The 23,333-nt window shown below is 74.4% G+C and carries 17 protein-coding genes and 2 pseudogenes; 13 read left to right on the top strand and 6 right to left on the bottom strand.

The window, feature by feature from the left end:
- Window positions 1-115: 115 nt before the first annotated feature.
- From F3L20_RS08570 to cobI, 7 genes and pseudogenes are all read left to right on the top strand, one after another.
- Window positions 116-1,057 (top strand): cobalamin biosynthesis protein, encoded by a 942-nt coding sequence (locus tag F3L20_RS08570; protein WP_150153546.1) that lies wholly within the window; start codon window positions 116-118, stop codon window positions 1,055-1,057.
- Complete coding sequence (locus tag F3L20_RS08565; RefSeq protein WP_150153544.1) at window positions 1,054-2,589, top strand: cobyric acid synthase; 1,536 nt, start codon at window positions 1,054-1,056, stop codon at window positions 2,587-2,589. Before F3L20_RS08570 ends, F3L20_RS08565 begins: the two co-directional genes overlap by 4 nt.
- Complete coding sequence (cobN, locus tag F3L20_RS08560) at window positions 2,586-6,251, top strand: cobaltochelatase subunit CobN (RefSeq protein ID WP_150153542.1); 3,666 nt, start codon at window positions 2,586-2,588, stop codon at window positions 6,249-6,251. The genes F3L20_RS08565 and cobN overlap by 4 nt, the downstream gene beginning before the upstream one ends.
- Window positions 6,248-8,264: pseudogene (locus tag F3L20_RS08555) on the top strand (putative cobaltochelatase). The gene cobN and the pseudogene F3L20_RS08555 overlap by 4 nt, the downstream one beginning before the upstream one ends.
- Window positions 8,264-8,872 carry a cob(I)yrinic acid a,c-diamide adenosyltransferase gene (gene cobO / locus F3L20_RS08550; RefSeq protein WP_145825090.1) on the top strand — a complete coding sequence of 203 codons (609 nt, stop codon included), beginning with the start codon at window positions 8,264-8,266 and terminating at the stop codon, window positions 8,870-8,872. Before F3L20_RS08555 ends, cobO begins: the two are co-directional and overlap by 1 nt.
- Window positions 8,866-10,444, top strand: a pseudogene (locus F3L20_RS08545) (cobyrinate a,c-diamide synthase). The gene cobO and the pseudogene F3L20_RS08545 overlap by 7 nt, the downstream one beginning before the upstream one ends.
- Entirely contained in the window at window positions 10,441-11,172 is a 732-nt protein-coding gene (gene cobI / locus F3L20_RS08540) for a precorrin-2 C(20)-methyltransferase (protein WP_150153540.1), read from the top strand. The pseudogene F3L20_RS08545 and the gene cobI overlap by 4 nt, the downstream one beginning before the upstream one ends.
- A gap of 17 nt (window positions 11,173-11,189) precedes the next feature.
- Here the strand turns inward: cobI and F3L20_RS08535 are convergent, their stop codons facing one another.
- Window positions 11,190-11,918, bottom strand: a complete 729-nt coding sequence (locus F3L20_RS08535; RefSeq protein WP_145825093.1) for a ZIP family metal transporter — start codon at window positions 11,916-11,918, stop codon at window positions 11,190-11,192.
- A gap of 97 nt (window positions 11,919-12,015) precedes the next feature.
- Between F3L20_RS08535 and cobM the strand changes: the two genes are divergently transcribed.
- Genes cobM through cobC form a run of 6 tightly spaced genes read left to right on the top strand, consistent with a single transcriptional unit; the run spans window position 12,016 to window position 18,285 of the window.
- Complete coding sequence (gene cobM / locus F3L20_RS08530; protein ID WP_145825094.1) at window positions 12,016-12,834, top strand: precorrin-4 C(11)-methyltransferase; 819 nt, start codon at window positions 12,016-12,018, stop codon at window positions 12,832-12,834.
- The gene (gene cbiE, locus F3L20_RS08525) at window positions 12,831-14,066 is read left to right on the top strand and encodes a precorrin-6y C5,15-methyltransferase (decarboxylating) subunit CbiE (RefSeq protein WP_150153538.1); all 1,236 of its coding nucleotides are present in this window, start codon (window positions 12,831-12,833) and stop codon (window positions 14,064-14,066) included. Before cobM ends, cbiE begins: the two co-directional genes overlap by 4 nt.
- Window positions 14,063-15,745: a precorrin-3B C(17)-methyltransferase gene (cobJ, locus tag F3L20_RS08520; protein ID WP_150153536.1), complete on the top strand. Its 1,683-nt coding sequence runs from the start codon at window positions 14,063-14,065 to the stop codon at window positions 15,743-15,745. Before cbiE ends, cobJ begins: the two co-directional genes overlap by 4 nt.
- The gene (locus tag F3L20_RS08515) at window positions 15,742-16,329 is read left to right on the top strand and encodes a precorrin-8X methylmutase (RefSeq protein WP_150153534.1); all 588 of its coding nucleotides are present in this window, start codon (window positions 15,742-15,744) and stop codon (window positions 16,327-16,329) included. Before cobJ ends, F3L20_RS08515 begins: the two co-directional genes overlap by 4 nt.
- Window positions 16,326-17,234: a sirohydrochlorin chelatase gene (locus tag F3L20_RS08510; RefSeq protein WP_150153532.1), complete on the top strand. Its 909-nt coding sequence runs from the start codon at window positions 16,326-16,328 to the stop codon at window positions 17,232-17,234. Before F3L20_RS08515 ends, F3L20_RS08510 begins: the two co-directional genes overlap by 4 nt.
- Window positions 17,224-18,285, top strand: coding sequence for an Rv2231c family pyridoxal phosphate-dependent protein CobC (gene cobC, locus F3L20_RS08505; protein WP_150153530.1), 1,062 nt, complete (start codon window positions 17,224-17,226; stop codon window positions 18,283-18,285). The genes F3L20_RS08510 and cobC overlap by 11 nt, the downstream gene beginning before the upstream one ends.
- Before the next feature lie 192 nt (window positions 18,286-18,477).
- Here cobC and F3L20_RS08500 read toward each other — a convergent pair whose 3' ends face one another.
- The 5 genes from F3L20_RS08500 to F3L20_RS08480 form a co-directional block, all read right to left on the bottom strand.
- Entirely contained in the window at window positions 18,478-19,455 is a 978-nt protein-coding gene (locus tag F3L20_RS08500) for an SCO1860 family LAETG-anchored protein (protein ID WP_150153528.1), read from the bottom strand.
- A 154-nt stretch (window positions 19,456-19,609) separates the two neighbouring features.
- The gene (locus F3L20_RS08495) at window positions 19,610-20,701 is read right to left on the bottom strand and encodes an amidohydrolase family protein (protein ID WP_150153526.1); all 1,092 of its coding nucleotides are present in this window, start codon (window positions 20,699-20,701) and stop codon (window positions 19,610-19,612) included.
- Window positions 20,702-20,722: 21 nt separating this feature from the next.
- Entirely contained in the window at window positions 20,723-21,514 is a 792-nt protein-coding gene (locus F3L20_RS08490) for an amino acid ABC transporter ATP-binding protein (RefSeq protein ID WP_145825102.1), read from the bottom strand.
- Window positions 21,511-22,347, bottom strand: coding sequence for an amino acid ABC transporter permease (locus F3L20_RS08485; protein WP_150153524.1), 837 nt, complete (start codon window positions 22,345-22,347; stop codon window positions 21,511-21,513). Before F3L20_RS08485 ends, F3L20_RS08490 begins: the two co-directional genes overlap by 4 nt.
- Before the next feature lie 4 nt (window positions 22,348-22,351).
- Window positions 22,352-23,203, bottom strand: coding sequence for a transporter substrate-binding domain-containing protein (locus tag F3L20_RS08480; RefSeq protein ID WP_145825104.1), 852 nt, complete (start codon window positions 23,201-23,203; stop codon window positions 22,352-22,354).
- Window positions 23,204-23,333: the final 130 nt, after the last annotated feature.

Genomic DNA, 23,333 nt, shown 5'->3' with positions numbered 1-23,333 from the left:
CGCGGACACCCTGAGTGAGGACATATCGCCATGCGCGGCTGCCTGTCGAGGTCGAACAACGACTCCCCGCCCCCTTCCGGGGCCGTTCCCTCCGGATCCGTCACCGGCTGAACCCATGGGTGCCGATCGCGTGTTCGCGTACGGCGCCGCCGCCGGCCTCCTGGGCGACCTGCTCCTCGGCGATCCCCGCCGCGGGCATCCGGTCGCCGCGTTCGGGCGGGCCGCGGCTGCCGTGGAGCGGGTGCTGTGGCGGGACGACCGGGGCCGCGGGGCCGTGCACACCGCCGTGTGCGTCGGCGGCGCGGTCGCGCTCTCGGGCCTGGCCGCCCGCGCCGTACGCCGTAGTCCCGCCGCCTCCGTCGTCCTGACCGGCGTCGCCACCTGGGCCGTCGTCGGCGGGACCTCGCTGGCCCGGGAGGCGCGTGCCGTCGGGCGCGCGCTGGAGGCCGGTGACGTCGAGGCGGCCCGGGAGCGGCTGCCGCACCTGTGCGGCCGGGACCCGCAGGCCCTGGACGCCGACGGGATCGCCCGCGCCGTGGTGGAGTCCGTCGCCGAGAACACCTCCGACGCCGTGGTGGGCGCCCTCGTGTGGGGCGCGGTCGCCGGGGTGCCGGGTCTGGTGGGCTTCCGGGCCGTCAACACCCTGGACGCGATGGTGGGTCACAAGTCACCCCGCCACCTCCGCTACGGCTGGGCCTCGGCCCGCCTCGACGACGTCGCCGGCTGGCCGGGCGCACGCCTGACGGCCGCGCTCGCCGCCCTGTCCGGGCCGGACCCGCGCGGGGCGGTACGGGCCTGGCGCGCGGACGCGGCGAAGCACCCGAGCCCCAACGCGGGCCCCGTGGAGGCGTCCTTCGCGGGCGCGCTCGGCGTGCGGCTCGGCGGGACGCTGTCCTACGGCGGCCGGGTCGAGCACCGGCCCGTCCTCAACGGCGGCGGGCGCCCCGTCGCCGTCACCGACATCGACCGGGCGGTGCGCCTGTCGCGGCGGGTCGGCTGGCTGGCGCTCGCGGCCGGGGTGGCCGCGCGGCGCGTACGGAAGGGACGTGCGAAGTGAGCGGGGGCGGACTGCTGGTCGCCGGGACCACCTCGGACGCCGGCAAGAGCGTGGTCACCGCCGGGATCTGCCGGTGGCTGGTGCGCCAAGGGGTGAAGGTCGCTCCGTTCAAGGCGCAGAACATGTCGCTGAACTCGTTCGTCACGCGGGAGGGCGCCGAGATCGGGCGGGCCCAGGCCATGCAGGCGCAGGCGTGCCGGGTGGAGCCGACGGCGCTGATGAACCCGGTGCTGCTGAAGCCGGGCGGCGAGCGGTCCAGCCAGGTGGTGCTGATGGGCCGCCCGGTCGGCGAGATGAGCGCCCGCGGGTACCACGGCGGTCGCCAGGAGAGCCTCCTCGGCACGGTCCTCGACTGCCTGGAGCGGCTGCGGAGCGAGTACGACGCGGTGATCTGCGAGGGCGCCGGGAGCCCGGCCGAGATCAACCTGCGGCGCACCGACATCGTGAACATGGGCGTCGCCCGCAACGCCGGACTGCCGGTCCTCGTGGTCGGGGACATCGACCGGGGCGGCGTGTTCGCCTCCTTCTTCGGCACGGTCGCCCTGCTCTCCCAGGAGGACCAGGAGCTGGTCGCCGGGTTCCTGGTGAACAAGTTCCGCGGGGACGTCTCGCTGCTGGAGCCGGGCCTGGAGATGCTGCACGGCCTGACCGGGCGGCACGCCTACGGCGTGCTGCCGTTCCGGCACGGGCTGGGGATCGACGAGGAGGACGGGCTCAGGGTGTCCCTCAGGGGCGCCGTGCGGGAGTCCGCGGTGGCCGCGCCGGCCGGCGAGGAGGTGCTGCGGGTCGCGGTGTGCGCGGTGCCGTTGATGTCGAACTTCACGGACGTGGACGCGCTCGCCGCCGAACCGGGCGTCGTGGTGCGGTTCGTGGACCGTCCGGACGAACTCGCCGACGCGGACCTCGTGGTCGTGCCGGGCACCCGCGGGACCGTGCGGGCGCTGCGCTGGCTGCGGGAGCGCGGGCTGGCGGACGCGCTGGTGCGCCGGGCCGCCGAGGGCCGGCCGCTGCTGGGCATCTGCGGCGGCTTCCAGCTGCTCGGCGAGCACATCGAGGACGACGTGGAGAGCCGCGCGGGCCAGGTGGACGGGCTAGGCGTCCTGCCGGTGCGGGTGCGGTTCGCCCGTGGGAAGACCCTGGCGCGCCCGGTCGGCGAGGCCCTCGGCGAGCGCGTCGAGGGGTACGAGATCCATCATGGGGTCGCCGAAGTCCTCGGCGGGGACCCGTTCGTCTCCGACGGCCAAGGACAGAGCCTGGACGGCTGCCGGGTCGGCGCGGCCTGGGGCACGCACTGGCACGGAGCGCTGGAGTCGGACGGGTTCCGGCGGGCCTTCCTGCGCGTGGTGGCCGAGCACGCGGGACGCCGTTTCGTGCCGGCCCCCGACACCTCTTTCGCCGCGCTGCGCGAGGAGCAGCTCGACCGGCTCGGCGACCTGATCGAACAGCACGCGGACACCGACGCGCTGTGGCGGCTCATCGAGTCCGGCGCGCCACCAGGACTGCCCTTCATCCCCCCGGGAGCTCCCGCATGAGCACTGTGTTGTTGTTGTCGACCGCCGACACGGACCTGCTGGCGGCCCGTGCCTCCGGCGCCGGCTACCGGATCGGCAACCCCACCCGCGTGGACGTCGCGGAGGAACTGCCCGCGCTGCTCGACGGATCCGATCTCGCGGTGGTGCGGCTGCTGGGCGGCAGGCGGGCCTGGGAGGACGGGCTGGCCGCGCTCAAGGCGTCCGGCATCCCCACGGTGCTGCTCGGCGGGGAGACCGTGCCGGACGCGGAGCTGATGGCCGAGTCCAGCGTCCCGGCGGGCGTGGTGGCCGAGGCGCTGCGGTACCTCGTCGAGGGCGGCCCGGAGAACCTCGCGGAGCTGGCCCGGTTCCTGTCGGACACGGTGCTGCTGACCGGCGAGGGCTTCGAACAGCCGCGCAGGATGCCGGAGTTCGGGGTGCACGGAGCGCGTACGGCCAGGCCGGGGCGGCCGACGGTCGGTGTGCTCTTCTACCGTGCGCACGAACTCAGCGGCAACACCGCCTTCGTGGACACCCTGTGCGACGCGATCGAGGCACGCGGCGCCAACGCGCTACCGGTGTACTGCGGTTCGCTGCGCGGCGCCGACCCGGGGTTGTACGAGCTGCTCGGGCGAGCGGACGCCCTGGTCGCCACCGTGCTCGCGGCCGGCGGCACCCACGCCTCGCAGGCGTCGGCGGGCGGCGAGGAGGAGGCCTGGGACGTGGGCGCGCTCGCCGAACTGGACGTGCCGGTGCTGCAGGGGCTGTGCCTGACGTCCTCGCGCGCGGCCTGGGAGGAGTCCGACGCGGCCCTCTCGCCCATGGACGCGGCCATGCAGGTCGCCATCCCCGAGTTCGACGGCCGGCTGATCACGGTCCCCTTCTCCTTCAAGGAGCAAGGCCCGGGCGACGTGCCGGTGTACGTCGCCGATCCCGGGCGGGCGGCGCGGGTCGCCGGGATCGCCGTACGGCACGCGGCCCTGCGCCACAAGCCGAACGCGGAGAAGAAACTGGCGCTGGTCTTCACCGCGTACCCGACGAAGCACTCGCGTGTCGGCAACGCGGTGGGCCTGGACACGCCCGCGTCGGCGGTACGCGTGCTGGACGCGCTGCGGGACGCCGGATACGAGGTCGAGGGGCACCCCGCCGAGGGTGACGAGCTGATCCACCGGCTGATCGCGGCCGGCGGGCACGACGTGGAGTGGCTGACGGAGGAGCAGCTGGCCGCCGCGCCCGCGCGGGTGCCGCTGGCCGACTACCGGGCCTGGTTCGCCACGCTGGACCGGGAGTTGAGGGAGGCGATGACCGAGGCGTGGGGTGAGCCGCCGGGCTCGCTGTACGTCGACGGGGACGACATCGTGCTGGCGTCCCTCCAGTTCGGGAACGTGGTGGTGATGATCCAGCCGCCGCGCGGCTTCGGGGAGAACCCCATCGCGATCTACCACGACCCGGACATGCCGCCGTCCCACCACTACCTGGCCGCCTACCGCTGGCTGGAGAACAGCTTCGGCGCCGACGCCGTCGTCCACATGGGCAAGCACGGCACGATGGAGTGGCTGCCCGGCAAGGGCCTCGGGCTGAGCGCCGGGTGCGCGCCGGACGCGGTGCTGGGCGATCTGCCGCTGGTGTACCCGTTCATCGTGAACGACCCCGGCGAGGGCACGCAGGCCAAGCGGCGCGGGCACGCCACGGTCGTCGACCACCTGGTGCCGCCGATGGCCCGCGCCGACACGTACGGGGACCTGGCCAAGCTGGAGCAGTTGCTCGACGAGTACGCGCTGGTCTCCGACCTGGACCCGGTGAAGGCCCCGGCCGTGCGGGCGCAGATCTGGACACTGGTGAAGGCCGCCGAGCTGCATCACGACCTGCACGTCGACGACCAGCCGGACGACGACGCGTTCGACGAGTTCGTCATGCACATCGACGGCTACCTGTGCGAGATCAAGGACGTGCAGATCCGCGACGGCCTGCACATCCTCGGCGGCGGACCGGTCGGTGAGCCGCGGGTGAACCTGGTGCTGGCGGTGCTGCGCGCCTCGCAGGTGTGGGGCGGGCGGGCCAACGCCCTGCCTGGTCTGCGGGCCTGCCTCGCCGCACACTTCGGGCTGGTGGAGAAGGACCTGCTGGCCGAGCCGGGCGCGCCGGTGAAGGCGCCGGCGGAGCTGACGGACCTGGTGGACGGCCCGTCGCGTACGGCCGCCGACGCGATCGACCTCCTCGAGCAGCTGTGCCGACGGCTCGCGGAGGGCATGGAGGAGCGGGACTGGGCGGCCGACACCGTGCCGGGGCTGGTGCGGAACGTGCTGGGCACGGAACTCGCGGACGCGGTGGCCGTGTTGCGGTTCGCGTGCGAGGAGGTCGTGCCCCGGCTGGCCCGGACGACGGACGAGATTGGGCACATCCTGCACGCGCTGGACGGCGGGTACGTCCCGGCAGGTCCCTCCGGCTCGCCCACGCGCGGGCTGGTCAACGTGCTGCCGACCGGCCGGAACTTCTACTCGGTCGACCCCAAGGCCATCCCGTCGCGGCTGAGTTGGGAGGTCGGGCAGTCGCTGGCGGACTCGCTGGTCCGGCGGTACCTGGAGGACACGGGCGCGTACCCGCGGTCCGTCGGCCTGACGGTGTGGGGCACGTCCGCGATGCGCACACAGGGTGACGACATCGCCGAGATCCTGGCGCTGCTGGGCTGCCGTCCGGTGTGGGACGACGCGTCCCGCCGCGTGACCGGCTTCGAGATCGTGCCCCTGGAGGAGCTGGGCCGCCCCCGCGTCGACGTCACGGTCCGCATCTCCGGATTCTTCCGGGACGCGTTCCCCCACGTCGTGGGGCTGATCGACGACGCCGTGCGGGCGGTGGCCGAGCTGGACGAGCCGGCCGGGTCCAACTACGTACGGGCGCACGTGGAGGAGGACGCCGCCGCGCACGGTGACCGGCGGCGGGCCACCGCGCGCATCTTCGGCTCCAAGCCGGGGGCGTACGGGGCGGGGCTGCTGCCGCTGATCGACGCCCGGAACTGGCGCTCCGACGCCGACCTCGCGGAGGTGTACGCGGTGTGGGGCGGCTACGCCTACGGGCGCGGGCTCGACGGGCGGGCGGCGCGCGGCGACATGGAGACGGCGTTCAGGCGGATCGCGGTGGCGGCGAAGAACGTCGACACCCGTGAACACGATCTCGTCGACGCGGACGACTACTTCCAGTACCACGGCGGCATGGTCGCCATGGTCCGGCACCTCACGGGCGAGAGCCCCGAGGCGTACGTGGGTGACTCGGCGACCCCGGACCAGGTGAGGACGCGCACGCTGGGCGAGGAGACGCACCGGGTGTTCCGGGCGCGGGTGGTCAACCCGCGCTGGATGGCGGCGATGCGCAGGCACGGCTACAAGGGCGCCTTCGAGATGGCGGCGACCGTGGACTACCTGTTCGGCTACGACGCCACGGCCGGCGTCGTGGACGACTGGATGTACGAGAAGCTCAGCGCGGAGTACGTGTTCTCGCCGGAGAACCGGGAGTTCATGAAGCAGTCCAACCCGTGGGCGCTGCGGGGCATCACGGAGCGTTTGCTGGAGGCGGCGGAGCGCGGGCTGTGGGCGGAGCCCGACGCCGGCACGCTGGAGCGGCTGCGCGCCACCTACCTGGAACTCGAGGGCGACCTCGAAGGCGACTCGGAGGGCGACGACCAGTGACCACCCCCTTTCCTTTCACGGCCGTGGTGGGCCAGGACGACCTGCGGCTCGCGCTGCTGCTGAACGCGGTGTCGCCGTCCGTCGGCGGTGTGCTGGTGCGCGGCGAGAAGGGCACCGCGAAGTCGACCGCCGTGCGGGCCCTCTCCGCGCTGCTGCCGGAGGTCGCCGTGGTGCCGGGCTGCCGGTTCTCCTGCGACCCGGCCGCACCCGACCCGGGGTGCCCGGACGGGCCGCACGAAGGCACGGCCGGCGGTGCGCGTCCCGCGCGCATGGTCGAGCTGCCCGTCGGTGCCTCCGAGGACCGGCTGGTGGGCGCGCTCGACATCGAGCGGGCGCTGGCGGAGGGCGTGAAGGCGTTCGAACCCGGTCTGCTGGCCGCCGCACACCGGGGCATTTTGTACGTGGACGAGGTGAATCTCCTCCATGACCACCTGGTCGACCTGCTGCTGGACGCGGCGGCGATGGGCGCCTCGTACGTGGAGCGGGAGGGCGTGTCCGTGCGGCACGCGGCGCGGTTCCTGCTGGTCGGGACCATGAACCCCGAGGAGGGCGAGCTGCGGCCGCAGCTGCTGGACCGGTTCGGCCTGACCGTCGAGGTCGCGGCCTCCCGGGAACCGGACCAGCGGGTCGAGGTCGTCCGACGGCGGCTGGCGTACGACGACGATCCGGCCGGCTTCGCGGCGCGCTGGGCCGACGAGGAGGCCGCTGTGCGGCGGCGGATCGTCGCCGCGCGGGAGTTGCTGCCGTCGGTGCGGCTGGGCGACGGGGCGCTGCGGCAGATCGCGGCGACCTGTGCGGCGTTCGAGGTGGACGGCATGCGGGCCGACATCGTGATGGCGCGCACGGCGACCGCGCTGGCCGCGTGGGCCGGGCGGACGGAGGTGCTGGCGGAGGATGTGCGGCAGGCCGCGCTGCTGGCCCTCCCGCACCGGCGGCGGCGCAATCCGTTCGACGCGCCGGGGCTGGACGAGGACAAGCTGGACGAGACGTTGGAGGAGTTCTCCGGGGACGACGACCCCGACCCGGACGGGGACGGCGACGGTCCCGGTGGGGGCGGCGACGGTCCCGGTCGGTCCCGGTGGGGGCGGTGGACAGCCGGAGCCGGACGAGGGGCCGGCGGGCGACGACAGCGGCGCCCGGCCCGAGACCGGTGAGGGTGAGCCCGCGCCCGGTGGGGGCGGCCGGCAGGCCCCCGTGCGGGCCGCGGAGCCCTTCCGCACCAAGGTGCTGAGCGTTCCCGGGATCGGCGAGGGGGCCGCCGGGCGGCGGTCGCGGGCCCGCAGCGAGCACGGGCGGACGACGGGTGCGCGTCGGCCCGAGGGCACGCTGACCAAGCTGCACCTCGCGGCGACCGTGCGGGCCGCCGCTCCGCACCAGCGGGCCCGGGGGCGGTCGGGGCGTGGTCTCGTCGTGCGCCGGGACGACCTGCGGCAGGCGACCCGCGAGGGGCGCGAGGGGAACCTCGTGCTGTTCGTCGTGGACGCCTCCGGGTCGATGGCCGCACGGCAGCGGATGAGCGCCGTGAAGGGCGCCGTGCTGTCGCTGCTGCTGGACGCCTACCAGCGGCGCGACAAGGTGGGGCTGGTGACCTTCCGCGGGTCGGCGGCCGACCTCGCCCTGCCGCCCACCTCGTCGGTGGACGCGGCGGCGGCCCGTCTGGAGTCGCTGCCGACCGGCGGGCGTACCCCGCTGGCGGCGGGACTGCTCAAGGCGCACGACGTGCTGCGGGTGGAGCGGTTGCGCGATCCGGCGCGCAGGCCGCTGGTCGTGGTGGTGACGGACGGGCGGGCGACCGGTGGGCCGGAGCCCGTCGCGCTGGCGTCGCGGTCGGCTCGGCTGTTCGCGGCGCAGGGCGTCGCCTCGGTGGTCGTGGACTGCGAGTCGGGGCCGGTGCGGCTGGGGCTGGCCGGGCAGCTCGCCGGTGAGCTGGGCGGGACCGCCGTGACCTTGGACGAGCTGCGGGCCGACTCGATCGCCGGGCTGGTCAAGGACGTGCAGAGGAGGGCCGCCTGATGCCGAAGGGGCAGCCGAGTGTCGTGCCGGACGACGGTCTGACGACGCGGCAGCGGCGGAACCGGCCGCTGGTCGTCGTCCACACCGGGGTGGGGAAGGGCAAGTCGACGGCCGCGTTCGGGCTGGCGCTGCGGGCCTGGAACCAGGGGTGGCCGATCGGGGTGTTCCAGTTCGTCAAGTCGGCGAAGTGGAAGGTCGGCGAGGAGCGGGCGCTGCGCGTGCTCGGTGACTCCGGTGAGGGCGGGTCCGTCGCCTGGCACAAGATGGGCGAGGGCTGGTCCTGGGTGCAGCGCGAGCTGCAGGGGGACAACGTCAGCAACGAGGAGAAGGCCCGCGAGGGCTGGGAGCAGGTCAAGCGGGACCTGGCCGCCGAGACGTACCGGCTGTACGTGCTGGACGAGTTCGCCTACCCGATGCACTGGGGGTGGGTGGACACGGCCGAGGTGGTGTCCGTGCTGCGGGAGCGGCCGGGGACGCAGCATGTCGTGATCACGGGGCGCAACGCGCCGGCCGAGCTCGTCGGCTTCGCCGATCTGGTGACCGACATGTCCAAGGTGAAGCATCCGATGGACGTCGGGCAGAAGGGGCAGAGGGGGATCGAGTGGTGACGGGGGCTGCCGGCTCCGTCCCGCGGCTGGTCGTCGCCGCGCCTTCTTCCGGGAGTGGGAAGACCACCGTCGCCACGGGGCTGATGGCCGCGTTGTCGGCGCGTGGGATGGCCGTGTCGCCTCACAAGGTGGGTCCGGACTACATCGATCCCGGGTATCACGCGCTCGCCACGGGGCGGGTGGGGCGGAACCTCGACGCGTATCTGTGCGGGGTCGAGCTGGTGGCTCCGTTGTTCGCGCACGGGGCGCGGGGGTGTGACATCGCCGTCGTCGAGGGCGTGATGGGGCTGTTCGACGGGGCGTCGGGCGAGGGGGAGCTGGCGTCCACCGCGCAGGTGGCGAAGGTGCTGCGGGCGCCGGTGGTGCTCGTCGTCGACGCGTCGGCGCAGGCGCGGTCGGTGGCGGCGTTGGTACAGGGGTTCGTGAGCTTCGATCCGGAGGTCCGGGTCGGGGGAGTGATCCTCAACAAGGTCGCCTCGGATCGGCATGAGGCCGTGCTGCGGGAGGCGTTGGAGGCGGTTGGGGTGCCGGTGATGGGGGTGTTGCGGCGGGGTGCGGGGGTTGAGACTCCGTCTCGGCATCTTGGGCTTGTGCCTGTGGCTGAGCGGGGCGACCTGGCCGTCGAGGCTGTCGCTGCGATGGGGGCGCTGGTCGCCGGCGGGTGTGATCTTGAGGGGCTCGTCGCGTTGGCTCGCGGTGCGGGGCCCTTGGCGGGTGCGGCTTGGGATGCGGGTACTGCTCTGGTTCCTTCGCCCCCGCCGCCCCCCCTCCCCGTCCCTGGGGCTGCGCCCCGGACCCCCTGTCGGCCCTGGCGGGCCTCGTCCTCGAACGCCGGACGGGCTGGAGGGGGCGGCCCTTGGCGCTCGTCCTCGGACGCCGGACGGGGTGGAGGGGGCGGCCCTTGGCGGGCCTCGTCCTCGGACGCCGGACGGGCTGGGGGGTGCGGCCTGGTCGGCTGAGAAGGGGAAGGACCCGGTCATCGCCCTTGCCGGTGGGGCCGCGTTCAGCTTTTCCTATGCCGAGCATGCCGAGCTGTTGACCGCCGCCGGTGCGGAGGTCGTGACCTTCGACCCGCTGCGGGACGAGGAGCTGCCCGAGGGGACCTCCGGCGTCGTCATCGGGGGTGGGTTCCCCGAGGTGTACGCCTCCGAGTTGTCCGCCAACGACGCCCTGCGCAAGCAGATCGGCGAACTTGCCGCGAGCGGGGGTCCCGTCGCCGCCGAGTGTGCCGGGTTGCTGTACCTGTGCCGGGAGTTGGACGGGATGCCGATGTGCGGGGTGCTGGATGCCTCCGCCCGGATGTCGGAGCGGCTGACGCTCGGGTACCGGGACGCCGTGGCCGTCACCGACAGCGTGCTGGCCGCGGCCGGGACGCGGATGCGGGGGCACGAGTTCCATCGCACGGTCGTCGAGCCGGGAGCCGGGGCCTCCCCCGCGTGGGGAGTGCGCGTGCCCGGGCGGCGGGTCGAAGGGTTCGTCGAAGGCACCGTGCACGCCAGTTATCTGCACACCCACTGGGCGTCCGAGCCCGGTGTCGCCCGTCGGTTCGTGGAGAGGTGCCGGACGTCATGAGCAGCAGGCTGATCGGGGTGGGCGTCGGGCCCGGGGACCCGGAGCTGGTGACCGTCAAGGGCGTCAACGCGCTGCGGGCCGCCGACGTCGTCGTCGTCCCCGTGATGGACACGGGTGAGCGGGGGCGGGCCGAGGCGACCGTGCTGCACTACGTGCCCGCCGAGAAGGTCGTCCGGGTGGTGTTCGCGCTGAACGAGCGGACCGACAGGAAGCGCCGTGAGACGGCCTGGGACGCGGCCGGTGAGCGGGTCGCCGGGCTGCTGCGGGAGCGCGGCACCGTGGCGTTCGCGACGATCGGGGATCCCCACGTCTACTCGACGTTCACCTATCTCGCGCAGACCGCCGGCGCACTCGTGCCGGGGCTGGTCGTCGAGACCGTGCCGGGGATCACCGCCATGCAGGATCTCGCGGCGCGGTCGGGGGCGGTGCTGACCGAGGGGACGGAGCCGCTCACCCTGGTGCCGGTGACCGCCGGGGCCACCGTGCTGAAGGAGGCGCTGGCCGGGCCCGGCACGGTCGTGGCGTACAAGTTCGGGCGGCAGGCCGGTGAGGTCGCCGAGGCGCTGCGGGAGACCGGGCGGCTCGACGACGCGGTGTGGGGGTCGGCGCTCGGGCTGCCGGAGGAGTCGGTGCGCCCGGCGGCGGAGCTGGACGGGCGGCCGTTGCCGTATCTGTCGACGCTCATCGCACCGCCGCGGCGCGCGGGCGGACGGGGCGGCAAGCTGTGAGACGGCCCGGCCGGCGGTCAGTGGGCGGTGCCCACGACCAGCCAGATGAACAGCACCCCCGCGACCGTGCACACCAGGGTGGAGCGGGCCGGGTGGTCGTGGTGCGCCTCGGGCAGGATCTCGGCCGCCGCGAGGTACAGCAGCGCGCCGCCGAACAGGCCCAGGTAACCGCCGAGCAGCGGCTCGGGAATCGTGAAGAAGAGGGTGGAGGCGGCGCCGGCGACCGGTGCCACCGCGTCCGCGACCAGCATGGCGAGGGCGCGGCGGCGGGCGTTGCCGTAGGCGTGGGCGAGTGTGTACGTGTTGAAGCCGTCGGCGAAGTCGTGGGCGATCACCGCGACCGCGACGGCGGCGCCCATGCCTCCGCCGACCTGGAAGGCGGCGCCGATCGCCACGCCGTCCATCGCGCTGTGCCCGACCATCGCCGCCGCGGCCGTGAGCCCCACCTCAGGGGTGCGGCCGTGGTTCTCGCCCGCGCCGTGCGCGGCCTGCCGGTGGGCGAGCAGGCGTTCCACCAGGTGGGCCAGCAGGAATCCGCCGACGAAGAGCAGCAGGGCCGCCGGCACGCCGTACACCTCGGTGCCGGCGGTCTCCAGGGACTCCGGGAGGAGTTCCAGACCGACGACGCCCAGCATCAGCCCGCCGGCCAGGCCCAGCACCAGATGGCGGCGGTCGGTCACACGGTGTGCCGACCAGCCGCCGGCCAGCGTCATCAGGAACGCGCCCAGCGCGACGAGGACCGCCATGTGCTCTTCGTATCCGATCAGCGGCCGCTCGCGCACGCGTGACAGCCGCTCCCCGCACCTCTACTTCCGACCGCACGCAGGGAAGGACCCGTTTTCCATGACCGACGCCCCCACCGGCAAGGTGACCTTCGTCGGGGCCGGTCCCGGCGCCGCCGATCTGCTGACGTTCCGCGGCGCGCGGGCCATCGCCGAGGCGGACGTGGTGATCTGGGCCGCCAGCCTGGTGCAGGCGGAGGTCCTGGAGCACGCGCGGGAGGGCGCCGAGATCCTCGACTCTGCGGCCATGTCCCTCGAGGACGTGGTGGGTGTCTACGCGCGGGCCCGGGCGGAAGGGCTCAGGGTGGCGCGGATCCACTCGGGTGACCCGGCGCTGTGGGGCGGCACCCAGGAGCAGGTCGACCGGTGCGCGGAGCTGGGCATCCCGACGGAGATCGTGCCGGGGGTGTCGTCGTTCTCGGCGGTGGCGGCGCTCGCGGGGCGGGAGCTGACCATTCCGGAGGTGGCGCAGTCGGTGATCCTCACCCGGCTCGGCGGCGGCAAGACGCCGATGCCGCCCGGTGAGGAGGTCCGCGAGTTCGCGCGGCACGGCACCACCATGGCGGTGTTCCTGTCGGCGGCGAGGAGCGGGCAGCTGGTGCGGGAGCTGCTGGAGGGCGGCTATCCGACGTCGACGCCGGTCGTGGTGGCGTACCAGGCGACCTGGCCGGAGGAGCTGGTCGTGCGGTGCACGGTCGGCACGCTGGAGGAGACGGTCAAGGAGCACAAGTTGTGGAAGCACACCCTGTTCCTGGTCGGTCCGGCCCTCGACGCGCACGGCACCCGCTCGCACCTGTACCACCCGGGGCACTTCCACGGCTTCCGCAAGGCCGACCCGCGGGCCCGCAGGGAGCTGCGGGAGCGGGGGGCGAGCACATGATCACCGTGATCGGGGCGGGTACGGACGGGCCGGTCGACGTCCGGGGGGCCGAAGGGGCCGCGCTGGTGGTCGGCGGTCGGCGGCACCTGGACGCCGTGAAGGTGCCGGAGGCGGCCGAGCGGGTCGTGCTGGGGCCGCTGGCGCCCGCGCTCGACACCGTCGCCGCGTACGTGGCCGAGGAGCGGCCGGTGGTGGTGCTGGCCTCCGGGGACCCCGGGTTCTTCGGGATCGTGCGGGCGCTGGCCGAGCGGTTCGGGCCGGAGCGGCTCGACGTACGGCCCGGGGTGTCCTCCGTCGCCGCCGCCTTCGCCCGGGCCGGACTCCCCTGGGACGACGCCGTGGTGGTCAGCGCGCACGGCCGGGACCCGCGTACGGCGGTGAACGTGTGCCGGGCGCATCCGAAGGTCGCCGTGCTGACCGGGCCGGGCGCCGGGCCTGCCGAGCTGGGGGCGGCGCTGCGCGGTGAGCGGCGGACGCTGGTCGTCGCCTCGGCGCTGGGGTCGGCCGGGGAGTCGGTGGAGCGGGTGACGCCCGGGGAGGCGGCCGGCCGGGACTGGGGGCCGGCGGTGAACGTGGTGCTGTGCCTGGCCGAGACCCGTGCGCTCGGGCCGGTGCGTACCGTCGCCGGCCTCGCGGAACGCCCGGCCGGATGGGCGCTGGCGGAGACGGAGTTCGCCCACCGCGACTCGATGATCACCAAGTTCGAGGTGCGGGCGCTGGCGCTGGCCCGGCTCGGTCCGCGCCCCGGCGACCTGGTGTGGGACGTCGGCGCGGGGTCCGGGTCGGTGGCCGTGGAGTGTGCGCGGCTCGGCGCGGCCACCGTGGCCGTGGAACGTGACGCGGACGGGGTGGAGCGGGTGCGCGCCAACGCCGCCGCGCACGGTGTCGACGTACGGGTGGTGCACGGGGAGGCGCCCGGGGTGCTGGACGGGCTGGACGACGACCCGGACGCCGTGTTCGTCGGCGGCGGGGGCCGGGAGCTCCCGGCGGTCGTCGCGGCGTGCGCCCGGCGGGCGCGGCGGACGGTCGTCGTGGCGCTGGCGGCGCTCGACCGGGTGCCGGCCGCCCGTGCGGCGCTGACCGGCGCCGGTCTGACCTGCGACGGTGTGCTGCTGCAGTCGTCGCGGCTCGCGCCGCTGCCCGGGGACGTGACCCGGCTCGCGGCGGCCAATCCGGTGTTCCTGCTGTGGGGCGTCCGGCCCCCGGCGCACAGTGAAGGAGTGGGCGAGTGATCGGCCTCATTGCCGCCACGGCGGCGGGAGCGGCGGCGCGGGACCGGCTGGCCGCTGCCTGGCCGGAGCGCACGCGGGTGTACGGCGGTCCGGTGGCGGACGCGGTACGGGCCGCGTTCGCGGAGTGCGACCGGCTGGTGTGTTTCCTCGCCACCGGGGCCGTGGTGCGGCTGGTGGCGCCGCTGCTGGCGGACAAGGCGAGCGACCCGGGCGTGGTGTGCGTGGACGAGGCGGGCCGGTTCGCGGTGTCGCTGCTCGGCGGGCACGCCGGCGGCGCGAACGACCTGGCCCGTGAGGTCGGCGAGGTGCTGGGCGCGGAGCCGGTGGTGACGACCGCGACCGACGCGGTGGGGCTGCCCGGTCTCGACACGCTGGGCCTGCCGGTGGAGGGCGATGTCGCCGCCGTGTCGCGGGCGCTGCTGGACGGGGAGCCGGTGGCGCTGCGCGCCGAGGTGGCGTGGCCGCTGCCGCCGCTCCCGGTCGCCGCCGAGGGCGCGTACACGGTCCGGGTGACAGACCGGCTGACCGAACCGGCCGACGGTGAGGCGGTGTTGCGTCCGCCGACCCTCGTCGTCGGGGTGGGCGCGTCGAAGGGCGCCCCCGTGGAGGAGGTGCTCGGGCTCGTCGAGGACGCGTTGCGGGAGGCCGGGCTGTCGCGGGCGTCGGTGGCCGAACTGGCCACCGTGGACGCCAAGGCCGGGGAGCAGGGGCTCGTGGAGGCGGCCGGACGGCTCGGGGTGCCGCTGGTGACGTACCCCGCCGGGGAGTTGGCGCGGGTGGCGGTGCCGAACCCGTCCGACGCGGCGCTCGCCGCCGTCGGCACCGCGTCCGTCGCGGAGGCCGCCGCGCTCGTCGGCGGAGGTGAACTCCTCGTCCCCAAGCGGAAGTCGGCGGGGTCGCCGGCCATGGCGACCTGTGCCGTCGTACGGCGTCCGGGGCGGGGGCGGCTCGCGGTGGTCGGGCTCGGGCCCGGCGCGCGGGACCTGCTCACCCCGCGGGCCCGCGACGAACTGCGGCGCGCCTCGGTGCTGGTGGGCCTGGACCAGTACGTCGACCAGATCCGCGACCTGCTGCGTCCCGGCACGCGGGTGCTGGAGTCCGGGCTCGGCGCGGAGGAGGAGCGGGCCCGCACGGCGGTCGCGGAGGCCCGGCGCGGGCAGGCGGTCGCACTGATCGGCAGCGGCGACGCGGGCGTGTACGCGATGGCGTCCCCGGCGCTCGCGGAGGCGTCCGACGACATCGACGTGGTCGGCGTGCCCGGGGTGACCGCGGCGCTCGCGGCGGGCGCGCTGCTCGGTGCGCCGCTGGGCCACGACCATGTGTCCATCAGCCTGTCCGACCTGCACACGCCGTGGGAGGTCATCGAGCGGCGGGTGCGGGCGGCGGCCGAGGCGGACCTGGTGGTGACGTTCTACAACCCGCGCAGCCGGGGCCGCGACTGGCAGCTCCCGAAGGCGCTCGCGCTGCTCGCCGGGCACCGGGCGCCCGCCACCCCGGTCGGAGTCGTACGGAACGCGTCCCGTGCGGACGAGTCCGTGCGGCTGACCACGCTGGCCGCCCTGGACCCGGCGACGGTCGACATGATGACGGTCGTGACCGTGGGCAACACGGCGACCCGGCAGATCGCGGGGCGCATGGTCACCCCGCGCGGCTACCGCTGGCAGGAGGAGGCCCGGTGAACCGCGTGATCCACCCCATCGAGCAGGAGTCGTTCCGGCGGCTGCGCGCCCGTCTGGACACCTCGCACCTCCCGCCGCTGACCCGGGCGGTCGTGGAGCGGGTGGTGCACTCCTCCGCCGACCTGGAGTACGCCACCGACCTCGTCATGGACGAGGGCGAGCTGGTGCGCGCGCACGCCGCACTGCACGCGGGTGCGCCCGTCGTCGCGGACGTGGAGATGGTCGCGGCCGGGATCACCCGGCGGCAGACCGTGTGCCGGCTGCGGGACGCGCGCTCCGGGCCGGGGCTCACCCGGTCCGCGCACGCCGTGCGGCTGGCCTACGAGGAGGTCGGTCCTGGCGCCCTGTGGGTGATCGGCTGCGCCCCGACCGCGCTGGAGGAACTGCTGACGCTGAACGCCTCCCCGGCGCTCGTCGTCGGCCTGCCCGTCGGGTTCGTCGGCGCCGCCGAGTCCAAGGCGGCGCTGCGGGAGAGCGGACTGCCCGCCGTGAGCAACGTGTCCGAGAAGGGCGGGTCGGCGGTCGCCGCCGCCGCGCTCAACGCCCTGCTGTACCACCCCCTTTCGACCGAGGAGACCCTGTGACCAGCCCGCCCGCCCTGCTCATCGCCGGCCACGGCACCCGGGACGACGCCGGAGCGGAGGCGTTCCGCGCCTTCGTGCGGGAGCTGGGCCGCCGCCGGCCCGAGCTGCCCGTCGCGGGCGGCTTCATCGAACTGTCCCCGCCGCCGCTCGGCGAGGCCGTCGCCGGCCTGGTGGAGCGGGGGGTGCGGCGGTTCGCGGCCGTGCCGCTGATGCTGGTGTCCGCCGGGCACGCCAAGGGCGACATCCCGGCCGCGCTGGCCCGCGAGAAGGAACGCCACCCGGGGATCACGTACACGTACGGCCGTCCGCTGGGCCCGCACCCCTCCCTGCTGCGGGTGCTGGAGCGGCGGCTCGCGGAGGCGGTGGACGCCTCCTGGGACCCGGCCGAGGTGACCGTGCTGCTGGTGGGGCGCGGCTCCACGGACCCGGACGCCAACGCGGAGGTGTTCAAGGCGGCCCGGCTGCTGTGGGAGGGGCGCGGATACGCGGGCGTCGAGACGGCGTTCGTGTCGCTGGCGAAGCCGGACGTGCCGAGCGGGCTGGAGCGGTGCGCGAGGCTGGGGGCGCGGCGGGTCGTCGTCCTGCCGTACTTCCTGTTCACCGGGATCCTGCCGGACCGGGTGCGGACGCAGACCGAGGAGTGGGCGGCGGCGCACCCGGACACCGAGGTGCGGTCGGCGGACGTCATCGGCCCCGAGCCGGAGCTGCTGGACCTGGTCCTGGAGCGGTACGAGGAGGCCGTGAAGGGCGATCTGCGGATGAACTGCGACTCCTGCGTGTACCGGATCGCGCTGCCCGGCTTCGAGGACAAGGTGGGGATGGCGCAGCAGCCGCATTTCCATCCCGGTGACGACGGGCATCATCATGGTCATGGTCACGCGCACTCCCCCTCCCATGTCCACTGATCCGGCGGCCGGCCACGACCTGCGCCACCACGGCGACGCCGAGGTCCGCGACGACGGCCGCGCGCTGGTCGACCTCGCGGTCAACGTCCGCACGGACACGCCCCCGGCGTGGCTGCGGGAGCGTGTCGCCGCGTCGCTGTCGGGCCTCGCCGCCTACCCGGACGGGCGGGCGGCGCGGGCCGCAGTGGCGGCGCGGCACGGGCATCCGGTGGAGCGGGTGCTGCTGACGGCGGGCGCGGCGGAGGCGTTCGTGCTGCTGGCGCGGGCGCTGAAGGTGTCCCGGCCGGTGGTGGTGCACCCGCAGTTCACCGAGCCGGAGGCGGCGCTGCGGGACGCGGGGCACATGGTGGACCGGGTGCTGCTGCGGGAGGCCGACGGATTCCGCCTCGACCCGGCGGCGGTCCCGGAGGACGCGGACCTGGTGGTGGTCGGCAACCCGACCAACCCGACGTCGGTGCTGCACCCGGCGGACTCGCTCGCCCGGCTGGCCCGTCCGGGGCGGACGCTGGTGGTCGACGAGGCGTTCATGGACGCGGTCCCGGGCGAACGGCAGGCCCTGGCCGGCCGGACGGACGTCCCGGGCCTGGTCGTGCTCCGCAGCCTGACCAAGACGTGGGGCCTGGCGGGCCTGCGCATCGGGTACGTGCTCGCCGCGCCGGAGACCGTCGCGGCGCTGGAGCGGGCGCAGCCGCTGTGGCCGGTGTCCACGCCGGCGCTGACGGCGGCGGAGGCGTGCGTGTCGCCCGCGGCGCTCGCCGAGGCGGAGGAGGCGGCGCGGGCGGTCGTGGTGAACCGCGCCCATGTGATCGCGGGCCTGCGGGACTTCACGTCCCACGGCCTCCGGGTGGTGGAGCCGGCCGAGGGCCCCTTCGTCCTGCTCCACGTCCCGGACGCGGCGGGCGTACGGGAGCGGCTGCGCGCCCTCGGCTACGCGGTCCGCCGCGGGGACACGTTCCCGGGCCTGGGCGGGGAGTGGCTGCGCCTGGCGGTACGGGACCGGGAGACGACGGACGGCTTCCTGCGCGCGTTGAAGCAGGCGCTGAACGTGTGACACGCCGGACGACACACCCCGCCGCTGCGGGCAGTCGTGCCGCTTGGGCGGCACGGGTGGGCGCAGCGGCACCCCCGCGGCGCGGCACCGTACTCGTCACGGCGTCCCCGGGCGCCGACGGTCCGGGTACGGGCCGGCACGCCGGCCGCCGGCGGGCACGGGGGGCGTCCCCCGCCCCCCATCCGCTCAGGGTCAGTTGCGGCGGCCCCGCCGCGACAGCAGCACCGCTCCCCCGCCCGCCGCCAGCAGGGCGACCGCGCCGCCCGCCACGTACGGGGTGGCCGAGTCGCCGCCGGTCTCCGCCAGGTTGGTCTCCGTGGAAGCGGCCTGCTCGGCGCGGGCCCCCTGCGCCTCGACGGCGGCCTCCTCCTGCGCCGGGGCGTCGCCGGCCTCCTCGGGCGCCGCGGTCTGCGGCTCCTCGCCCGCCGCCGGGGCCTCGCACCTGGACTCGGCCAGCGTCAGGCTGCCCTCAACCTCGGCCACGTTCAGCTTGGCCGGGTTGACCGACACCTCCAGCTTCAGGGCGGTGGCGACGGCGGTGGACGAGGTCGTCTCCGTCTTCGACAGGTCCAGCCGCACCGAGCCCACGCCCGGCACCTCGACGTGGGTCGGGCCGCCGGCGCTCAGCGAGACGCGCTTGCCGAGGACGGTGACCGCGGCGGGCAGGGTGACGGAGGCGTGCGGGTTCTTACCCGCCTCGCAGACCGCCTTGGAGCTCACCGCCTCGATCTCGACGACCGACAGCAGGGGCAGCCCGGGGACGTGCAGGCGGGCGTCGGCGAGGGTGGTGGACGCCTCGGCCCGCTCACCCTCCACGGTCGCCTCGGCGTCGGCCACCTCGGCGCGCAGCACGCTGAACGGCTTGCCGTGGTTCACGCCGTCGAGGGTGGCGGTGAGGGCCGTCTTCTGCGCGCTCCGCGGTGCCTGGACCGCGTTGAGGGACACGGTGAGCGGGACCTGCACCGTCTTGTTGAGCAGGGACACGTCGAGCCCGGTGCGCAGCACTGCGGCGCTCGCGCTGCCGTGGCCCTCGGTGGCGTACGCCGCGCCCGCGCCGGTGAGGACGACGGGCCCCGCGACGAGCGCGCAGGCCGCGGCGGATGCGGTCCAACGGCGGGCGGGCGCGGGGAAGTTGATGGTGTACAAGGTGGTGGGACCCCCATGAGACATTGCTGGGACCCGGACAGAATGTCCACGCCCGCGCCGCCCCGTCAGCGATCCGGTGACTCTTCACTCCTTCGGGGAAGGTCGGAGAACGTTTTCGATTTCCGGGATACGGCTGTTCGTCGCCGTCACCCTCCCGTGCCCCGCCGGCGGGCGCGCCCTACGCGACGACGCGCCCGTTCAGTACCACCCGGCGCGGATCGGTCAGTACCCGGAGGTCCGCGCGCGGGTCGGCGTCGTAGACCACCAGGTCGGCCGGGGCACCCTCCTCCAGGCCGGGGCGGCCGAGCCACTCCCTGGCCTTCCAGGTGCCGGCGGCGAGGGCCTCGACGGCCGGTAGGCCGGCCTTGGCCAGTTCCGCGACCTCCTCGGCGGCGAGCCCGTGCGGCAGGGTGCCGCCCGCGTCGGTGCCGACGAAGACGGGGATGCCGGCGTCGTACGCGGACCGCACGGTGTCGTAGCGGCGCTCGTGCAGCCGGCGCATGTGCGCGGACCAGCGCGGGAACTTGCCCTCGCCACCGTCGGCGAGCGCCGGGAAGGTGGCGATGTTGACCAGGGTGGGGACGATCGCCACGCCCCGCTCGGCGAACAGCGGGATGGTGTCGTCGGTCAGCCCTGTGGCGTGCTCGACGCAGTCGATGCCGGCCTCGACCAGATCGCGCAAGGAGTCCTCGGCGAAGCAGTGGGCGGTGACGCGGGCGCCGAGCCGGTGCGCCTCGGCGATCGCCGCCTCGACGGCGCCGCGCGGCCAGCAGGCCGACAGGTCGCCGAGGTCCCGGTCGATCCAGTCGCCGACCAGCTTCACCCAGCCGTCGCCGCGCCGGGCCTCCTGGGCGACGTACGCGACGAGGTCGCCGGGCTCGACCTCCCAGGCGTAGCCGCGGATGTAGCGGCGGGTGCGGGCGATGTGCCGGCCCGCGCGGATGATCTTCGGCAGGTCCTCGCGCGCGTCGGTCCAGCGGGTGTCGGAGGGCGAGCCGGCGTCACGCAGCAGCAGGGCGCCGGCGTCCCGGTCGGTGAGGGCCTGCTTCTCGGCGACGTCCTCGGGGACCGCGCCGTGCCGGTCGAGACCCACGTGGCAGTGGGCGTCGACCAGCCCGGGCAGCACCCAGCCGTCGAGGGTGCAGACGTCGCGGGCACCGGCCGGACGGTCGTAGGAGATGCGGCCGTCGACCACCCACAGCTCGTCGCGGACCTCGTGCGGGCCGACGAGGATCCGTCCCTTCAGGTGCAGCACCGCGCGTTCACTCATGCTCCGCACGATAGTTGTGCCTCAGCCGGACTTCCCCACCTGGTCCGAGGTCTCCTCCTCGACCTCCGCCATGGCGGGGTCGAGCAGGCGGGAGAGGAAGTGGCGGGTGCGCTCGTGCCGGGGCGCGCCGATGACCTGCGCGGGGCTGCCGTCCTCGACGATCACGCCGCCGTCCATGAACACCACCCGGTCGGCGACCTCGCGGGCGAAGGTCATCTCGTGGGTGACGACCATCATCGTCATGCCCTCGTCGGCGAGCATCCGCATCACCGCGAGCACGTCGCCGACCAGCTCCGGGTCGAGCGCCGAGGTCGGCTCGTCGAACAGCATCACCTCGGGGCCCATGGCGAGCGCGCGGGCGATGGCGACGCGCTGCTGCTGACCGCCGGAGAGGGAGGAGGGGTAGGCGTCGGCCTTCTCCGCGAGGCCGACCCGCTCCAGGTTCTCGGCGGCGACCTTCGCGGCCTCCGCCTTGCCGCGCCGGAGCACCCGGCGCTGCGGCAGCGTGAGGTTCTCCGTCACGGTCAGGTGCGGGAACAGGTTGAACTGCTGGAACACCATGCCGATGCGGCGGCGTACGGCGTCGATGTCGACGTCCGGGTCGGTGAGTTCGGTGCCGCCGACGAAGACCTGGCCCTCGGTGGGTTCCTCCAGGAGGTTCACGCAGCGCAGCAAAGTCGACTTGCCGGACCCGGACGGGCCGATGACGCAGACGACCTCGCCCTGGCCGATCTCCAGGTCGATGCCGCGCAGCACGTGGTTGTCGCCGAACGACTTGTGCAGAGCGCTGACGCGGATCTCCGGTCGGCTCATTTGACGGCCTCCTGGGCCTTGGCCTCCATGCGGCGCACGACGAAGCCGAGCGGGATGGTGATCAGCAGGTAGCACAGGCCGGCCACCAGGATGGGCGTGGAGTTGGCGGTCTGGCTGGCGAGATCGCGGCCGTACTTGGACAGCTCGCGCTCCTCCAGGGTGACGCCGAGGAACAGCACCAGCGAGGAGTCCTTGAACAGCAGGACCAGTTCGTTGGTGAGCGGCGGCAGGATGATCCGGAAGGCCTGCGGGATGATGACCGAGACCATGGCCCGGGCGGGCGAGAACCCCAGCGAGCGGGCCGCCTCCATCTGCCCCTTGGGCACGGCCTGGATGCCGGCCCGGATCGTCTCCGCCATGTACGCGGCGGCCACCAGACCGAGGGCCAGGGCGACCTTGCCGTAGGTGCCGCCGATGATCTCCGTGCCGGGGAAGGCGAGCGGCACGGCGACGCCGATGAAGATGAAGATCAGCAGGGCGGGCAGGCCGCGGAAGATCTCGATGTAGACGCCGGCCAGCCAGCGGTAGGGCCCGACGGACGACAGCCGCATCAGCGCGATGAGCATGCCGAGCGCGAGCCCGACGGCGAAGCCGGTCACCGTGTAGAGGACGGTGTTCTTCAGCGCCAGCGTGATGACGTCCGGGAACATCCGCTCGGCGATGTCGACCTGCGCGAACTGGTTCTGCAGGCGGCCCCAGTCGGCCGTGACCGCGAAGGCGATCACGGCCGCGACGAACACGGCGTACTGGATGCCGCGCGACACGCTGCGCTTCTGGCGCCGGGTCAGGCCCTTCCGCTTCGGCTGGAGCGGCGTCTTCTCCGTGTCGGCCATGGGGTCAGGACGCGGCCGGCGAGGCGGCCGACTCGTCGTACGGGCCGATCCACTGCTCGTACAGCTTCTTGTACGTGCCGTCGGCCTTGGCGTCGGCGAGCGCCTTGTTCACGGCCTTCTGGAGGGCGGTGTTGCCCTTCTTCACCGTGAAGCCGTACTCCTCGCCGGTGTCGATCTGCTCGGCGACCGTGAAGGCGTCGGCGTTGGCCTTGTCCTTCAGCCAGCCCTGGACCACGGGGTAGTCGATGACGACGGCCTTGACCTGCCCGGTGCGCAGGCCGTTCAGGACGGCGTCGGAGGACTCGAAGGAGACCGGGTCGAAGCCCTGGCCCTTGACGTAGTCCTCGCCGGTGGTCTGCGCCTGGGCGCCCAGCTTGACGTTCTCGCTCTTGACGTCGGCGAGGGAGGTGACGCCGCTGTCCTTGTCGACGAGGACGGCCTGGGTGGCGTTGAAGTACGGGTCGGAGAAGTCGACGTTCTTCTTCCGCTCGTCGGTGATGGTCATGCCGGCCGCGGCCAGGTCGCACTCGCCCGAGTTGAGGAAGGCGCCGGTCTTGAAGTTCTCGAAGGGGGTGTCGAGGATCTGCTGCTTCACCCCGAGGTCGTCGGCGACCAGGTCGATCAGGGCGACGTCGAAGCCCTGCACCTTGCCGTCGATCTCCGACTGGAAGGGCGGGTAGGGCAGGTGGGTGCAGGTGGTGAGCTGGCCCGCCTTGACGAGCTCGACCCCGCCGGCCGCGGTGGTGGACCCGCTGCCTCCGTCGTCGGTGGAGGTGCAGGCGGCGAGGAGGACCATCCCGGCCGTCGCGGTGGTGGCGGCCAGGACTCGCGTCCGGCGGCCGAGAAGCGTCTTCACGGGAGAGCCTCCTGTCGGGGAACTGAATGTTCAGATTATAAGTAAAGGTTTGAGTGCCTCAAACCTGCCCTTGGTGCGTCGGTGCCCGGTCCAGAACCTGGCCGTCCGGTCCGCCCGTCGGGCGAAGGTT

This window comes from Streptomyces tendae, assembly GCF_008632955.1.
Taxonomy (GTDB): Bacteria; Actinomycetota; Actinomycetes; order Streptomycetales; family Streptomycetaceae; genus Streptomyces.
Note: the sequence above shows the minus strand (reverse complement) of the source record. Positions and strands in the feature narration are given on the sequence as shown.

Coding starts and splice junctions, on each gene's coding strand:
- cobC (WP_150153530.1), top strand. CDS start 17,224: ATGTCCACTGATCCGGCGGCCGGCCACGACCTGCGCCACCACGGCGAC.
- F3L20_RS08485 (WP_150153524.1), bottom strand. CDS start 22,347: ATGGCCGACACGGAGAAGACGCCGCTCCAGCCGAAGCGGAAGGGCCTG.
- F3L20_RS08500 (WP_150153528.1), bottom strand. CDS start 19,455: ATGTCTCATGGGGGTCCCACCACCTTGTACACCATCAACTTCCCCGCG.
- cobM (WP_145825094.1), top strand. CDS start 12,016: ATGACCGACGCCCCCACCGGCAAGGTGACCTTCGTCGGGGCCGGTCCC.
- F3L20_RS08570 (WP_150153546.1), top strand. CDS start 116: ATGGGTGCCGATCGCGTGTTCGCGTACGGCGCCGCCGCCGGCCTCCTG.
- cobN (WP_150153542.1), top strand. CDS start 2,586: ATGAGCACTGTGTTGTTGTTGTCGACCGCCGACACGGACCTGCTGGCG.
- F3L20_RS08535 (WP_145825093.1), bottom strand. CDS start 11,918: ATGGCGGTCCTCGTCGCGCTGGGCGCGTTCCTGATGACGCTGGCCGGC.
- cobO (WP_145825090.1), top strand. CDS start 8,264: ATGCCGAAGGGGCAGCCGAGTGTCGTGCCGGACGACGGTCTGACGACG.
- F3L20_RS08490 (WP_145825102.1), bottom strand. CDS start 21,514: ATGAGCCGACCGGAGATCCGCGTCAGCGCTCTGCACAAGTCGTTCGGC.
- cobI (WP_150153540.1), top strand. CDS start 10,441: ATGAGCAGCAGGCTGATCGGGGTGGGCGTCGGGCCCGGGGACCCGGAG.
- F3L20_RS08495 (WP_150153526.1), bottom strand. CDS start 20,701: ATGAGTGAACGCGCGGTGCTGCACCTGAAGGGACGGATCCTCGTCGGC.
- cbiE (WP_150153538.1), top strand. CDS start 12,831: ATGATCACCGTGATCGGGGCGGGTACGGACGGGCCGGTCGACGTCCGG.